The 13,230-nt window shown below is 68.3% G+C and carries 12 protein-coding genes; 4 read left to right on the top strand and 8 right to left on the bottom strand.

Annotated features, from left to right (window positions below; genetic code table 11):
* Positions 1 to 75 precede the first annotated feature (75 nt).
* The 5 genes from minE to ACIGHN_RS10280 form a co-directional block, all read right to left on the bottom strand.
* Positions 76 to 342 (bottom strand): cell division topological specificity factor MinE, encoded by a 267-nt coding sequence (minE, locus tag ACIGHN_RS10300; RefSeq protein ID WP_056163087.1) that lies wholly within the window; start codon positions 340 to 342, stop codon positions 76 to 78.
* Between the two features lie 3 nt (positions 343 to 345).
* Positions 346 to 1,164, bottom strand: a complete 819-nt coding sequence (gene minD, locus ACIGHN_RS10295; protein ID WP_056163081.1) for a septum site-determining protein MinD — start codon at positions 1,162 to 1,164, stop codon at positions 346 to 348.
* Between the two features lie 4 nt (positions 1,165 to 1,168).
* Complete coding sequence (minC, locus tag ACIGHN_RS10290) at positions 1,169 to 1,975, bottom strand: septum site-determining protein MinC (protein ID WP_056410431.1); 807 nt, start codon at positions 1,973 to 1,975, stop codon at positions 1,169 to 1,171.
* 212 nt (positions 1,976 to 2,187) lie between these two features.
* Entirely contained in the window at positions 2,188 to 2,505 is a 318-nt protein-coding gene (locus tag ACIGHN_RS10285; protein ID WP_396504278.1) for a proteophosphoglycan ppg4, read from the bottom strand.
* A 156-nt stretch (positions 2,506 to 2,661) separates the two neighbouring features.
* Entirely contained in the window at positions 2,662 to 3,453 is a 792-nt protein-coding gene (locus ACIGHN_RS10280) for a hypothetical protein (RefSeq protein WP_396504277.1), read from the bottom strand.
* 184 nt (positions 3,454 to 3,637) lie between these two features.
* Between ACIGHN_RS10280 and ACIGHN_RS10275 the strand changes: the two genes are divergently transcribed.
* Positions 3,638 to 4,567, top strand: coding sequence for a DMT family transporter (locus tag ACIGHN_RS10275; protein ID WP_396504276.1), 930 nt, complete (start codon positions 3,638 to 3,640; stop codon positions 4,565 to 4,567).
* A gap of 66 nt (positions 4,568 to 4,633) precedes the next feature.
* Here ACIGHN_RS10275 and pssA read toward each other — a convergent pair whose 3' ends face one another.
* On the bottom strand, positions 4,634 to 5,260 hold the full coding sequence (pssA, locus tag ACIGHN_RS10270; RefSeq protein WP_056410436.1) for a CDP-diacylglycerol--serine O-phosphatidyltransferase: 627 nt from the start codon (positions 5,258 to 5,260) through the stop codon (positions 4,634 to 4,636).
* Between the two features lie 251 nt (positions 5,261 to 5,511).
* Here pssA and ACIGHN_RS10265 point away from each other — a divergent pair, with 251 nt between their 5' ends.
* Together ACIGHN_RS10265 and ACIGHN_RS10260 are read left to right on the top strand one after the other, a co-directional pair.
* The gene (locus tag ACIGHN_RS10265; protein WP_396504275.1) at positions 5,512 to 7,494 is read left to right on the top strand and encodes an acyl-CoA synthetase; all 1,983 of its coding nucleotides are present in this window, start codon (positions 5,512 to 5,514) and stop codon (positions 7,492 to 7,494) included.
* 128 nt (positions 7,495 to 7,622) lie between these two features.
* Entirely contained in the window at positions 7,623 to 8,660 is a 1,038-nt protein-coding gene (locus ACIGHN_RS10260) for a Bug family tripartite tricarboxylate transporter substrate binding protein (RefSeq protein ID WP_396504274.1), read from the top strand.
* 272 nt (positions 8,661 to 8,932) lie between these two features.
* Here the strand turns inward: ACIGHN_RS10260 and ACIGHN_RS10255 are convergent, their stop codons facing one another.
* Together ACIGHN_RS10255 and ACIGHN_RS10250 are read right to left on the bottom strand one after the other, a co-directional pair.
* Positions 8,933 to 11,041 (bottom strand): acetoacetate--CoA ligase, encoded by a 2,109-nt coding sequence (locus ACIGHN_RS10255; RefSeq protein WP_396504273.1) that lies wholly within the window; start codon positions 11,039 to 11,041, stop codon positions 8,933 to 8,935.
* Between the two features lie 195 nt (positions 11,042 to 11,236).
* Positions 11,237 to 12,067, bottom strand: a complete 831-nt coding sequence (locus ACIGHN_RS10250) for a M48 family metallopeptidase (RefSeq protein WP_396504272.1) — start codon at positions 12,065 to 12,067, stop codon at positions 11,237 to 11,239.
* A 469-nt stretch (positions 12,068 to 12,536) separates the two neighbouring features.
* On the opposite strand from ACIGHN_RS10250, the gene ACIGHN_RS10245 reads away from it, so the two are divergent.
* On the top strand, positions 12,537 to 13,148 hold the full coding sequence (locus ACIGHN_RS10245; protein WP_056410441.1) for a TetR/AcrR family transcriptional regulator: 612 nt from the start codon (positions 12,537 to 12,539) through the stop codon (positions 13,146 to 13,148).
* Positions 13,149 to 13,230: the final 82 nt, after the last annotated feature.

Raw genomic sequence — 13,230 nt, 5'->3', positions numbered from 1 at the left:
GGTGGGGGGTCCTGTCGTCAGGGGTGCGGCCCCGGGCCCCGGCAGGGACGCGTCGGCCGCACCGGCGTGCAGCGCTCAGCGCACTGTGTCCGGCAGCTCGATCTTGACTTCCAGCACTTCCAGGTTGTCCTGGCGCTCCAGGTGCACCTTGAGGTCTTCGGGGTTGATCTTCACGTACTTGGAGATCACGGCCACCAGCTCGCGCTGCAGGGCAGGCAGGTAGTCGGGCTCGGAGGCGTTGCGGCCGTTGCGCTCGTGCGCGAGGATGATCTGCAGGCGCTCCTTGGCGACGCTGGCCGTCTTCTTCTTTTCGCCGAGCAGAAAGGACAGGAAAGAAGCCATGGCTTATTTGCTCCCGAACAGGCGTTTGAAGAAGCCGGGCTTTTCCGCCTCGATGAAGCGCAGCGGCTTGTCGGTGGCGCCCAGGAAGCGGTCGATCACGTCCTTGTACGCCTCGGACACGTCGGTGCCCTGCGCGTGGATGGCCGGCGTGCCCTGGTTGGACGACTGCAGCACCACTTCGGACTCCGGGATCACGCCGATGAGCTTGATGCGCAGGATGTCCTGGATGTCTTCCAGGCTCAGCATCTGGCCGTCTTCGACGCGGCTCGGGTTGTAGCGCGTGATGAGCAGGTGCTCCTTGATGGGCTCGCCGCCGTCGATGGCGCGTTGGGTCTTGCTGCCCAGCATGCCCAGGATACGGTCGGAGTCGCGCACCGACGACACCTCGGGGTTGGTCACCAGCAGCGCCTCGTCGGCGAAATGCATCGCCATGAGCGCGCCGCTTTCGATGCCGGCAGGGGAGTCGCAGACGATGTACTCGAAGTCCATCGCGGCCAGGTCCTTGAGCACCTTCTCCACGCCGTCCTGCGTGAGCGCATCCTTGTCGCGCGTCTGGCTGGCGGCCAGCACGAACAGGTTGTCGCACTGCTTGTCCTTGATGAGCGCCTGGTTCAGGTTGGCCTCGCCCTGGATCACGTTGATCAGGTCGTACACCACGCGGCGCTCGCAACCCATGATCAGGTCCAGGTTGCGCAGGCCGACGTCGAAGTCGATCACGGCGGTCTTGTGGCCGCGCAGGGCGAGGCCGGTGGCGAAGCTGGCGCTGGTGGTGGTCTTGCCCACACCACCCTTGCCGGAAGTCACGACGACGATTTTGGCCATGGGTTTATTGAGTCTCTCTGGGGTTGATACGTACAGGATTTCGCAGCGGCTCGATGAGGAGCTTTTCGCCTTCCAGGCGCACCTGGGCGGGCCGGCCGGCGACTTCGTCGGGCAGCGCGGTCTCGGTGGTGCGGTAGATGCCTGCGATGGACACCAGCTGCGGCTCCATGCAGGTGGAAAAGATGCGGGCTTCGGTGTTGCCCCGCGCGCCGGCGATGGCGCGGCCACGCAGCGGTGCATAGACGTGGATGTTGCCGTCGGCAATGACCTCGGCGCCAAAGCTCACCACGGCCATCACCACCAGGTCGGCGCCGCGGGCATACACCTGCTGGCCCGAGCGCAGGGGCTTGTCGATGACCACGGTACCGGGGCCTGCCACAGGCACTTCGACCTGCACCTCGCGCACCACCTCGACCTCGCGGATCACCTCGCGCACTTCGGGCTCGGCCACGGGCGCGGCTTCGGCGACGCGCACCGGGGCGGCATCGGGCGCGGCGGCCAGGCCGGCGGCGCGAGCGGCCTCCATCTGGGCGGCGCTGCCGCCGCGCACGGCCACGGGCAGCGTGCTGTGGCTGCGCAAGGTGGCCACCAGGGCGGCGAAATCGATGGGGTCCTCGGCGTCCTTGACGGCAGCCAGATCGATCAGCACGGGGTCGAAATCGAAGAAGCCCGGTGCATCGGCCACGCGGTCGGCCAGGTCGGCCGCGAACTGCGCGGCGTCGGTGGTCTTGAGCACCACGGCCACCACGGGCAGCGAGGCGCTTTTGAGATCAAAGCTGGTGCGGGACTGGGCCGCCGTCGTAAGGGCCATGAATGGACGTTGTGGAAAGGGCGCGGGAACCTGTTGGGGAAGGCGCAAAGTGTACCGTGGGGCCACGCCAGCCCTGCCGCAAGGGGGTGGGCGGCAGGCTCTGCCCCCACTCAAGGCCATCATCGTGCAGGCGCCGGCAGCCACCGCCTGCGCCACCACGACGACAAAAAGCCGGGCAAGCCCGGCTTTGTGCAGTGGCAGACAGCGCGTGCTCAGTTGCGGTCAGCGCGTGCTGGACGTGCGGGAGCCGGGGCGATGCCGGAGCCCGACGAGCTGGCGGCATTGCCCGAGCCCATGGTCGCGCCCGAAGAGCCGCTCATGCCCGCGCCAGCAGCGCCAGTGCCGCCGGTAGCGCCCTGGGTGCCCGTGCTGCCCATGGGCGTGTTTTGCGAGCTTTGCTGGCCGGCGCCCGTGGCGGGGTTGGGGTTGGCAGGGGCTGGCGGGTTGCTCTGGGCGATGGCGGTACTCACCACGGCAACGGTGGCCAAACCTGCGAGCAATGCCTTGAGCGAATTCTTGGATGTGGACATGAGGGGACTCCTTGGATCTGTGGATGATGGAATTGGCCAGCACCGTCGCCAGCTGCTGTCAGACTAAGAGGTCCTGGTGCGTTCAGCGTCATCCCCGGTCCGCAGCCTGTGTCGGACAGGGGCCTGCACGCAGCACCCGCTGTCCATCGCCCGCGTTCACCGGCGCACGGGCGCTGCGCTGCCCGGCACCTCGTACGCGCCAAACAGGTCGGCAGCGGGCCGCGTCTCGGGCAGCACGTACACCACCGCGCCGGTGCTGCGCACCGCCGGGCTCAGCACCTTTTCGTAGAAGGCCACCGGCAGGTTGATGCAGCCGTAGGAAATGCGGTTGTCCTTGGGCGTGCTCGACGCCAGCCGTTCGAGCCGGCGCTCGGACTTCACGTTGGCGCGCACGCGGTGCATGGACACCGCCGCGTCGTAGTCCACCCACACCACATCTTCACCACTTGCGTTGGTGCCGGGCTCCGCGACGAAGCGGCCTGCCGGCGTGGTGCGCTCGGCCGGCAGCACCTGGGCGATGGGCTTGTCGCCGATGCCGGGCACCGTGTGGTCGCCGATGGCCGACCCCATGAGCGCGGGCGTGGCGCCCTGCAGCTGGCCGTCAGGGCTGAAGACGTAGACCTTTGCGTCTTTCTTGTCGACCACGACCACAGCCAGCTGGCGATGGTCGCCCGAATGGAACGCCCACTGGGCGATGCGCCGTGCGTCGGCCGAGGCGCTTTCGCGTCCGAACTGCGCAAGGCGCGGCGTTGCCGGTGTCGGCTGCTGCGGCAACTGCTGCTGCTGCGCGAGCGCGCGCGGTGCCGGGCCGGGGCGTGGTGCGGGCGGCGCGGACGACTGCCCTTGCGCCGGGCCCCACGCCAGCGCCAGCACGGCCGCGCCGAGCAGCAGGCCTTGTTGCAGGGTTCGAGGGGCGGTACGACAGGGTGGCATGGGCAACGCGGGCATGGGGCATTGGGCGGTGGCAGGGCACCACCATTCACCTTCACCATACCCAACCCGTTCGCCACGGGGCGTGCGCCAATGCCGCAGCACATGTAGGACGAGCGCTGCCGCCATGACCTGCCGCACGACGATGCACGGTGGCACGGGCGCGTCACGGCCCTTGCGCAGCGCCTTCCATAATCGCCCGATGCCCTCCACCTCCACCCGCAAGACACACATCGACTCCCTGGCCATCGCCATCCTGCTGGCCTGCTGCATGTTCTGGGGCTTCCAGCAGGTGCTGGTCAAAGCCACCGTGGCCGAGGTGGCGCCCGTGTTCCAGGCCTTCGTGCGCTTTGCGCTGGCCACCTTGGCGGTGGTGGCCTGGTGCTTGTGGCGCGGCGTGCGCCTGTCCGCGGCGGCCGAGCCCGCCGGGGCGGCGCGCGCGGGGCTGCTGGCCGGCGCGCTGTTCGCGGGGGAGTTTGCATGCATCTACCTGGGCCTGCAGTACACCAGCGCCTCGCGGCTGACGGTGTTCCTGTACGCATCGCCCTTCTGGGTGGCGCTGCTGCTGCCGCGCTTCATTCCTGGCGAGCGCCTGCAGGGCTGGCAATGGCTGGGCCTGGCGGCGGCGTTCGTCGGCGTGGGGCTGGCCCTGGGCGACGGGCTGATGGGCCCCGCCAATGCCGCCCTGCCCCGCGCCTGGCTGGGCGATCTGCTGGGTTTGGCCGCGGGCTTGATGTGGGCCCTGACCACGGTGGTCATCCGCACCACGCCCCTGGCCGCCGTGCCACCTGCCAAACAGCTGCTCTACCAGGTGGGCGTGAGCACGGCGGTGCTGCCGGTGATCTCGCTGGTGCTGGGGGAGCCCTGGGTCTGGCAGTTCAGCACCTTCGCCTGGGGGTCGCTGCTGGCGCAGGCGCTGGTGGGGGCGTTCGCCAGCTACCTGGCCTGGATGTGGATGCTGGCGCACTACCCGGCGACCAAGATCTCGGTGTTCGTGTTCCTGACCCCGGTGTTCGCCCTGCTGTTCGGCGCGCTGTGGCTGGGTGAGCCCGTGACGCCCGGGCTGGTGGTGGCACTGGTGCTGGTGGCCACGGGCATCGTGCTGGTCAACCGCAAGCCCGCGGCACGCTGAGATTTGAATAAAAATAGCTGCTACCGCTTGTCTGGCAAGCGGTAGCAGCTATGTTTTTAGTAGCAATCAGAACTTCGGTATCTTGATCCGGCTGATCATCAGCGAGCCCGACACCGCGAAGATCAGCACCAGCGGGTGCAGCGTGAAGCCGCCGATCAGCATCTTGCCGAACCACAGGTTCTCGCGCACCGCGCCCAGCCACGCGGCCAGGGCCATCAGGGCGACCAGCACGATGGAGGTGGGGATCGGCGTGCCTTCAAAGTACTTCACCTTGCCCGTGCCTTCGGACAGCGTCTCGGCCGTGACGTTGTAGCGCGCCAGGCGCGACACGCCGCAGGCCACGAAGTACGCCAGCACGATGCGGTCGAACAGCCCCTGCATGCCGCAGGCATACGCGATGATGGCGGGCGCCACGCCGAACGAGATCACGTCGGCCAGCGAGTCGAGTTCGCGGCCCATGGCCGAGCTCTTCTGGCGCCAGCGCGCGATGCGGCCATCGAGCACGTCGAAGATCAGCGCGGCCAGCACCAGGGCGGCGGCGAAGTACACGTGCACCACGTCGCCGGTTTCCAGATACGTCATGGACGAGAACAGCGCGCCCACGCCACAGACCGCATTGCCCAGCGTGAACCAGTCGGCCAGGTGGAATTCGCGGATCATGGAGAAACGCTTGGGATGTTGAGGTGTGTTCATGTCGAGGGCTCCGTTCACGCCGTGGTGGGCAAGAACGCGGTTACGTTCTCAGGACGCCGCATTATGAGCGGCTGTGCGCGGCGTTTTCTGTAGGCACACCGCCCGCCCGGCAGAGCGCAGACGCCCGCCGCGGGCGCCTGGCGCGGCAGGGTTCCCCCTGGGGACGCCCCGACGGTCCCCCCGGGGACGCCCCGAGATTGTCAGGACGGCCCGCCGGCCCAACAATGCCTGATCCGTCCACTGCCGACCCCATGACCACCACCTCCGCAGCCCCGTCCCCCGCATCCGCTCCGCCCCTGAACCCGCCCTTCGCCCGGGTGGCGAGCATCCGCAGCCTGGCCGACGTCGAGCGCCTGGAAGCCCGGCCCCTGGCTGAAGCGCTGCCGGTGCAAAGCACCTACGAAATTTTCTGCAACGCGGCCCATGCATTCGGCGACAAGACCGCACTGACCTTCCTGCCCACCGCCGACCCGCACGACACGCCATTGCGCTGGTCGTTCAACGACCTCTTGGCCGGCATCCACCAGACCGCCAACCTGTTGCACACGCTGGGCGTGGGGCCCCAGGATGCGGTGGCCGTGCTGCTGCCCGGCTGCCTGGAATACCACCTGGCCCTGTGGGGCGGCGAGGCGGCGGGCATCGTGCAGCCGCTCAACCCCATGCTCACCGACGAGAAGATCGCCGCCATGATGGCCCTGGCGCGCGCCAAGGTGCTGATCGCCTGGGGCGACGAGCGCACCGATGGCGATGCGGGCCTGTGGGCCAAGGCCTTGCGCCTGCGCGGCCAGGTGCCGACGCTGACCACCGTGCTGCGCGTGGCGCCGCACGGTGAGGTGGGCTCCACGGTGGCAAGTGCAGCAGCGCTGCCCCATGGCGTGATGGACTTCGCGGCACGCACCGCGCAACCCGCAGACCACCTGGTGAGCCGCCGGCGCATCGCGGCCACCGACATCGCCGCGTACTTTCACACCGGCGGCACCACGGGTGCGCCCAAGCTCGCGCGCCACAGCCACGGCGCGCAGGTGTTCACCGCCTGGGGCAGCGTGCAGATGCAGGGCATCACGCCAGGCGACGTGGGCATCAACGGCTACCCGCTGTTCCATGTGGCGGGCGTCCTGCCGGGCTCGCTGGCCGCGCTGTCGGCGGGGGTGGAGACCATCATCCCCACCACCGGCCTGTTCCGCAACCGCGAGGTCATCGCCAACTACTGGCGCCTGGCCGAGCGCTACCGCTGCACCTACCTCTCGGCCGTGCCCACGGTGCTGGCCGCGCTGGCCAACGTGCCGCTGGATGGCGCCGACATCCGCTCGCTGCGCTACTGCCGCACCGGCGCGGCCATCCTGGCGCCCGAACTGGCGGCGCGCTTCGAGCGGCTGTTCGGCCTGCACGTGCACGAGAGCCTGGGCATGACGGAGATGGCGGGCATCTCCACCATCACGCCGCCGGGCGTGGAGGCCCCCGCGGGCTGCGTGGGCTGGCGGCTGCCGTACACGCGGCTGCGCATCGTGGCGCTGGATGCGCACGGCAATGCGTCGGACCAGGACATGCCGCCCGGCGAGGCGGGCATGGTGCTCTTCAAGTCGCCCAACCTGTTCTCGGGCTTTCTGGACGCGGCCGACACGGCCAAGGCCTTCACGCCGGACGGCTGGCTGGCCACGGGCGACCTGGGCTTTGTGGATGGCGAGGGGCGGCTGCACCTGAGCGGCCGCTCCAAGGACCTCATCATCCGCAGCGGCCACAACATCGACCCCAAGGTGATCGAGGATGCGCTGGGCGCCCACCCCGCCGTGCAGCTGTGCGCCGCCGTGGGCGCGCCCGATGCCTATGCGGGCGAGCTGCCCGTGGTGTACGCCACGCTGGTGCCGGGCGCCGAGGCCACCGAGGCCGAGCTGCTCGCCTTCACCGCCGAGCGCGTGGACGAGGCCGTGGCCCGCCCGCGCTGGGTGCAGGTGCTGGACACCATGCCGGTGACCAACGTCGGCAAGATCTTCAAGCCCGAGCTGCGCCTGCGCGCGGCCTGCCACACGGTGGCCGCGCTGGTGGATGCAGCCTGCGCGGACCTGGGTGCCGACGGCGCGCGCGATGTGCTGCCCGACGGGGACAGCGCCGTGCGCGTGGTGATCGCCAGCGGCGGCAGCCCCGGCGCGGCAGAGGCCCTGAAGGCGCGGCTGGACGCGGTGCTCGCGCCCCTGCCCGTGCGCACCACGGTGCAGGTGGTGCAGGCCAAGGCCTGATCCGGCCGACCCGCCGGGCTGCGCCCACCCGTTCTTTCTATCTATCTATCTTTCTTTCTTGATCTGCCTGTTTTCGCTGCGTTCTGCTTTGCTGCTTTTCCGTCCATAACCATTCCAGGAGACACCGCATGACCACACCGGCCCCGAAGACGACGACAACAACGAAGAACATCCACGCGATGAACCGCCGCGCCTGGCTGGGCGCCGCGGCGCTGGCGCTGTCCGCCGGCAGCGGCACGGCCGCGTTCGCGCAGGCCGCGCCGTACCCGAGCAAGCCCATCAAGGTGGTCGTGCCCTTCGCTGCCGGCGGCGCCACCGACGTGCTGGCGCGCGTGCTGGCCGAGAAGATGGCCGTGGGCCTGGGCCAGCCCATGGTCATCGACAACAAGCCCGGCGCGGCCGGCATCATCGGCACCGACGCGGTGGCCAAGGCCCCGCCCGACGGCTACACATTGCTGCTGGGCCTGAGCAATTCGATGCTCACCAACCAGTTCCTGTACACCAAGCTGCCTTACAGCCCCGAGCGCGACATCGCGCCCATCTACCAGATCGCGATCGCGCCGCTGGTGCTGGTGGCCCACCCCAGCGTGCCCGTGGCCACGGGCCCCGAGCTGCTGAAATACGTGGTGGCGAACAAGGGCAAGGTCGCCTACGGCTCGTACGGCACGGGCGCCTACCCGCACCTGGCCGGCGCGTACATGAGCCAGTCGCAGAACGCCGACATGAGCCACGTGGCCTACCGCGGCGAGGCGCCCATGGTGCAGGACCTGCTGGGCGGGCAGATCCAGATCGCATTCGCCAGCGCGCTGCAGGTCAAGCCCCACCTGGAGGCCGGCAAGCTCAAGGCCATCGGCGTGAGCGGCGAGCGCCGCATGGGCACCCTGCCCAACGTGCCCACGCTGGCCGAGCAGGGCCTGAACGACGAGGCCTACCGCGTGGCGGGCTGGCTGGCCTTTGGCGCCCCTGCAGGCACGCCCCCGGCCATCCTGGAGCGGATCGCCGACGAAGTGCGCAAGGCCACGCAGCTGCCCGATGTGGCCCAGCGCATCGCGGCGATGGGGTTCGACGTGCAGAGCAGCTCGCCCGCGTTGTTTTCCGCCGCGATTGCGAAGGAGCGGCCGGTGTGGGAGCGGTTGATCAAGGCGTCGGGGGCGAAGCTGGATTGAGGCGTGGATGACTGGGGGCCTGTCGCCCTGACCACATCGCCGATAACGCCCCGAAACTCCCTCTCCCCTTGCGGGAGAGGGCGGGGGAGAGGGGTGATAAGGCACGGCGCCTCGCACAAGCCCCCTCTCCCCAACCCTCTCCCACGAGGGGAGAGGGAGCTAAAGCCGGGCGCCGCTAATGCTTGGTGGATCTGGGGTCGACAAGGTCTTCGCGCACTCGCGTAAAACCAAGTCCAAACGGCCGCTACCGCTTATTCCACCTGCGCTAGCAGCTATGCCTTTTGTGGCACCCCTGCCCGCTCCCCCGCAAACGCCACATACCACTCCAGGCACCCCGGATTCGCCATCGCATCCTTGTTGACCACCTTCTCGAGCGGCTGCCCCAGCAGCAGCTTCTTGATCGGCAGCTCCTGCTTCTTGCCGCTCAGAGTGCGCGGCACCTCGGCCACCACAAAGATGTCGTCGGGCACAAAACGGGGAGACAGCGCCGTGCGCACCGCACCGTTGATGCGGCCACGCAGGGCGTCGTCCAGCACGCTGCCGGGGCGCAGCACCACGAACAGCGGCATATAGCTTTCGCGGCCCAGGTACTCCAGGTCCACCACCAGGCTGTCGAGCACTTCGGGCAGGGACTCGACCGCGCTGTAGATCTCGCTCGTGCCCATGCGCAGGCCGTGGCGGTTGATGGTGGCGTCGCTGCGGCCGTAGATGACGCAGCCGCCGTGGGCGCCGATCTTGAGCCAGTCGCCATGGCGCCATACCGCCCCCATGCTGGCCGGGCCGTCGCCACCGCCGGGCTGGCGGCCGTGGCCTGCGGGGTACATGTCGAAGTAGCTCGACAGATACCTCGACCCGTCTTTGTCGCCCCACAGGTAGAGCGGCATCGACGGAATGGGCTGCGCGCAGACAAGCTCGCCCACCGCGTCCATCACGGGACGACCTTCGGCATCCCACGACTCCACCGCCGCACCCAGCATGCGGCACTGCATCTCGCCGGGCACCTGGGGCAGCTCGCGGTGGCCCCCGATGAAAGCGCCGCAAAAGTCGGTGCCCCCGGAAATATTGTTCCACCAGATGTCGTGTGTGCCCAAGGCCTCGAACTGCGCCGTGCCCCACTCCTGCACCTCGGGCGACAGCGGCGATCCGGTGGTACCCAGCGCGCGGATGCGGCCCAGGTCGCCGTAGTCCGCGAGCGTGATGCCGGCCTTCATGCAGTTGGCAAAGAACGCCGCACCGGCGCCGAAGAAGGTCACGCCCGTCTCGGCCGCGAACCGCCACAGCACGCCCCAGTCCGGGTGCTCCTTGCTGCCGCCCGGGTTGCCGTCGTAGATCACGCAGGTGGTGCCCGACAGCAGGCCCGAGAGCTGCGCATTCCACATCACCCAGCCGGTGGAGCTGTACCAGTGGTAGCGCTCGCCGAAGCTGTTGGGCTCGTAGCTGCAGCCGATGTCGTTGTGCAGCACCTTGAGCTGCAGCGCCACCAGCACCGTGCCGCCGTGGCCGTGCACGATGGGCTTGGGCAGGCCGGTGGTGCCGCTGGAATAGACGATCCACAGCGGGTGGTCGAAGGGCAGCCACATGGGCTCGAAGGCCGCGGTGTCGGGGTCGTGGCGGGCGGTAGCGCTCGCCCAGCCCGCCCAGCCGTCCATGGACGCGGATGCATCGAGGTTGCCCAGCAGGACCGCATGCTGCACGCTGGGCAAGGCCTCGCGCAACTCCGCCAGCACCGCCGTGCGGTCGTGGTCGCGCCCGCCGTAAGTGACTCCATCCACGCCGATGAGCACCTTGGGCTCGATCTGGCGGAAGCGGTCCAGCACCGCATGCGTGCCCATGTCGGGCGCGCAGATGCTCCACACGCCGCCGATGCTCACCGTGGCCAGAAAGGCGACCATGGCCTCGGGCACGTTGGGCAGGTAGGCGGCCACGCGGTCGCCAGGCTCCACGCCCTGGGCCTTCAGGTGCAGCGCCAGCGACGCCACCTGGCGGCTCAGCTCGGGCCAGGAGAGTTCGCGGTGTTGGCCCTTTTCATTGCGGCTGATGATGGCCGGCAGCCCGGCCGCGTGTGCGGCATCCACATGCCGCAGCGCCTGCCGTGCGTAGTTGACCTGCGCGCCCGGGAACCACTGCGCGCCCGGCATCGTGTTGCGTGCCAGCACGGCGGTGTGCGGCGTGGGCGACTGCAGGTCGAAGTAGTCCCACACGCTTTGCCAGAAGGCGTCGAGCTCCGTGGTGGACCAGCGCCACAGCGCGTCGTAGCTGTCGAACGCGATGCCGCGCTCGTCGCGCAGCCAGTTCTGGTACAGGCGGATCTGGGGGATGTAGGGCGGTCGTGCGCCCTCGGCCGAGGTACCTGGGCCGCTGGGGGGTGTTGTTGTCTCCATCGCCTGCAAGGTAGCAGCGCATCCGTGCAGGCGCCACCGCGGACAGTCACCTGTTGGACATCCACCACGGCGGCGGCGGACCCCCAGCACGCCGCCAATAAAAAAATGGGCCTCGCAATGCGAAGCCCATTTTTTTGATGATTTCTGGCCCAGCCGCTAGCCTGCAGAGCGCCAGCAGCTATGTTTTCAATAGCATTACTTCTTGCCGGCCGCCTTGTCACGCATGCGGTCGGCGCGGGCGCCTGGGTCGGGGTGCGACGACAGCATCTGGTCCATGCCGCCTTGCTTGCCGCCCAAGGCAGCGAGCTTGCGGAAGGCCCCTTCCATCGCCTTGACGTTGTACTTGTGCTTTTGCATGAAGGCCAGGCCGTAGTCGTCCGACTCGGTTTCCTGGCTTTGCGAGAACTGGCTGTTGAGCAGCCTCTCACCCAACTCGCCCAGGTCCGAATCCGCGATCCGCGACCCGGCGCCGCCCGAGGCCGCCACGGCCTTGCGGCCGGCCGAGGCCATGTAGGCGGTGCGCATGGCGCTCATGGTGTGGGCATGCTTGACGTGGCCGATTTCATGGCCGATGACACCCAGCAGCTCCTGGTCGTTCATCAGGTCCATCAGGCCCGAATAGACGCGGATCGAGCCGTCGGCCGTGGCGTTGGCGTTCACCTCGTTGCTCAGGTACACCTTGAAATTGAGCTTCATGCCGTCTTCGTTGACGTGCTTGGCCGTCAGGCGGGCCAGGCGCTTCGCATGCTTGTTGCCGGCGGGTGCGAGTTTTTCCGTGCGGTCGCCATAGGCGCGGTATTGCAGCGCCACGGACTTGAGTTCGTCGTCCGACACGGTGGCGGCTTTGAACACGTCCAGCACAGCGCCTACCTTGTTCTCTGACTTGCTGGCGCCGGAACCCCCGGAACTGGTGGAGCCCAGGGCGGAAGAAACGGAGGACAGGCCGCTGGCAGAGCCACCCTCGGTGGTTGCACAGCCGGCCAGGCACAGCGCGCACGCCATGGCGATGTAAGTCAGTCGTTTCACAGAATGGTTTCCCTCTTTGGATGAATTTGCGATGGAGCAACGCGCCGCTCCGGCGGCGCAGGCGCAACGGCCTGGTGACGCATTTGCAACCGCTGCAGCGGCTTGTTTCAAATGGCGGGCGATTGTTTCATGCAGCTACCGGCCGCTTCTTGACAGGCTGCACTCGATTGCAACCGTTCGTATCGTCGAGAGCGGGCAGCGAGCCCTGTGCTGGCGGCAGGCCAACGCGCCAACGGCGTCACCGTGATCTGGTGCAAAGCGCTTCAAGTAGCGTATTGCTGCCGCCCTGGCGGCTCAGCGGCTGTGGCCTGAAGTTCAACTGCAAGGCCTCCCGCCAGTGGCGCACGGCTTACATGCACTCACAATTCCGAAGGCTGCCAGCAAGCCATTGCGAAGAGCAAATGCTGGCCTTCAGAGAGCGCGCAGGCTGCCATTTCATTTTTAGCACATGTGTGCTAAATTCCGATCCATGGACGCCAAGACCCAAAAAGCAGAGCTCACCCGCGCCGCCATCGTCGGCGCCGCGCTGGACCTGGCTGCCGCCGAGGGGCTGGAGTCGATCACGCTGCAGGCCGTGGCCGACCGCGTGGGCTTGTCCAAGAGCGGCGTGTTCTCGCGCGCCGGCTCGCGCGAGGCGTTGCAGAAGGCGGTGATCGAAGAGTTCGGCCGCCGCTTTCTGGCCGACGTGTTCGTGCCGTCCATGCAGCACCCTAAAGGCCTGCCGCGCCTGAACGAGATCGTGCGCCGCTGGATCGCCCGCACGCGCGATGTGGAAGCCTTCACCGGCTGCATCTACACCGCCGGCGCCTTCGAGCTGGACGACCGCGACGGCGAGCTGCGCGACCAGCTGCACGGCGAGATCACGCGCTGGCGCGCCGCCCTGCGGCGCACGGTGCTGCAGTCCATCGAGGCCGGACACCTGCCGGCCGACACGCCCGCAGACCAGCTGGTGGGCGAGATCTACGCGATGATCATGGGCCTGTTGCACGATGTGCGCTTCCTGCGCGATCCGCAGGCCGTGCAACGCGTGGAGGCGTCGTGGGCGCGCCTCATCCAGAGTTACCAACCGACGGCGGCCTGAAGACGGTGCGCCATGGAAATCCCTTGCTTTGTTTTGCCCCAATTTCGCACAACCGTGCGAAGAAAGGAGAAGCCATGTTGAT

Source organism: Acidovorax sp. NPDC077693, from assembly GCF_044542805.1.
Taxonomy (GTDB): Bacteria; Pseudomonadota; Gammaproteobacteria; order Burkholderiales; family Burkholderiaceae_C; genus Acidovorax.
The sequence above is the reverse complement of the archived record's forward strand: the minus strand, read 5'-3'. Positions and strand labels throughout refer to the sequence as shown.

Excerpts from the sequence above, each read along its gene's own strand:
- minE (WP_056163087.1), bottom strand. The coding sequence starts at position 342 with ATGGCTTCTTTCCTGTCCTTTCTGCTCGGCGAAAAGAAGAAGACGGCC.
- minD (WP_056163081.1), bottom strand. The coding sequence starts at position 1,164 with ATGGCCAAAATCGTCGTCGTGACTTCCGGCAAGGGTGGTGTGGGCAAG.
- minC (WP_056410431.1), bottom strand. The coding sequence starts at position 1,975 with ATGGCCCTTACGACGGCGGCCCAGTCCCGCACCAGCTTTGATCTCAAA.
- ACIGHN_RS10285 (WP_396504278.1), bottom strand. The coding sequence starts at position 2,505 with ATGTCCACATCCAAGAATTCGCTCAAGGCATTGCTCGCAGGTTTGGCC.
- ACIGHN_RS10280 (WP_396504277.1), bottom strand. The coding sequence starts at position 3,453 with ATGCCCGCGTTGCCCATGCCACCCTGTCGTACCGCCCCTCGAACCCTG.
- ACIGHN_RS10275 (WP_396504276.1), top strand. The coding sequence starts at position 3,638 with ATGCCCTCCACCTCCACCCGCAAGACACACATCGACTCCCTGGCCATC.
- pssA (WP_056410436.1), bottom strand. The coding sequence starts at position 5,260 with ATGAACACACCTCAACATCCCAAGCGTTTCTCCATGATCCGCGAATTC.
- ACIGHN_RS10265 (WP_396504275.1), top strand. The coding sequence starts at position 5,512 with ATGACCACCACCTCCGCAGCCCCGTCCCCCGCATCCGCTCCGCCCCTG.
- ACIGHN_RS10260 (WP_396504274.1), top strand. The coding sequence starts at position 7,623 with ATGACCACACCGGCCCCGAAGACGACGACAACAACGAAGAACATCCAC.
- ACIGHN_RS10255 (WP_396504273.1), bottom strand. The coding sequence starts at position 11,041 with ATGGAGACAACAACACCCCCCAGCGGCCCAGGTACCTCGGCCGAGGGC.
- ACIGHN_RS10245 (WP_056410441.1), top strand. The coding sequence starts at position 12,537 with ATGGACGCCAAGACCCAAAAAGCAGAGCTCACCCGCGCCGCCATCGTC.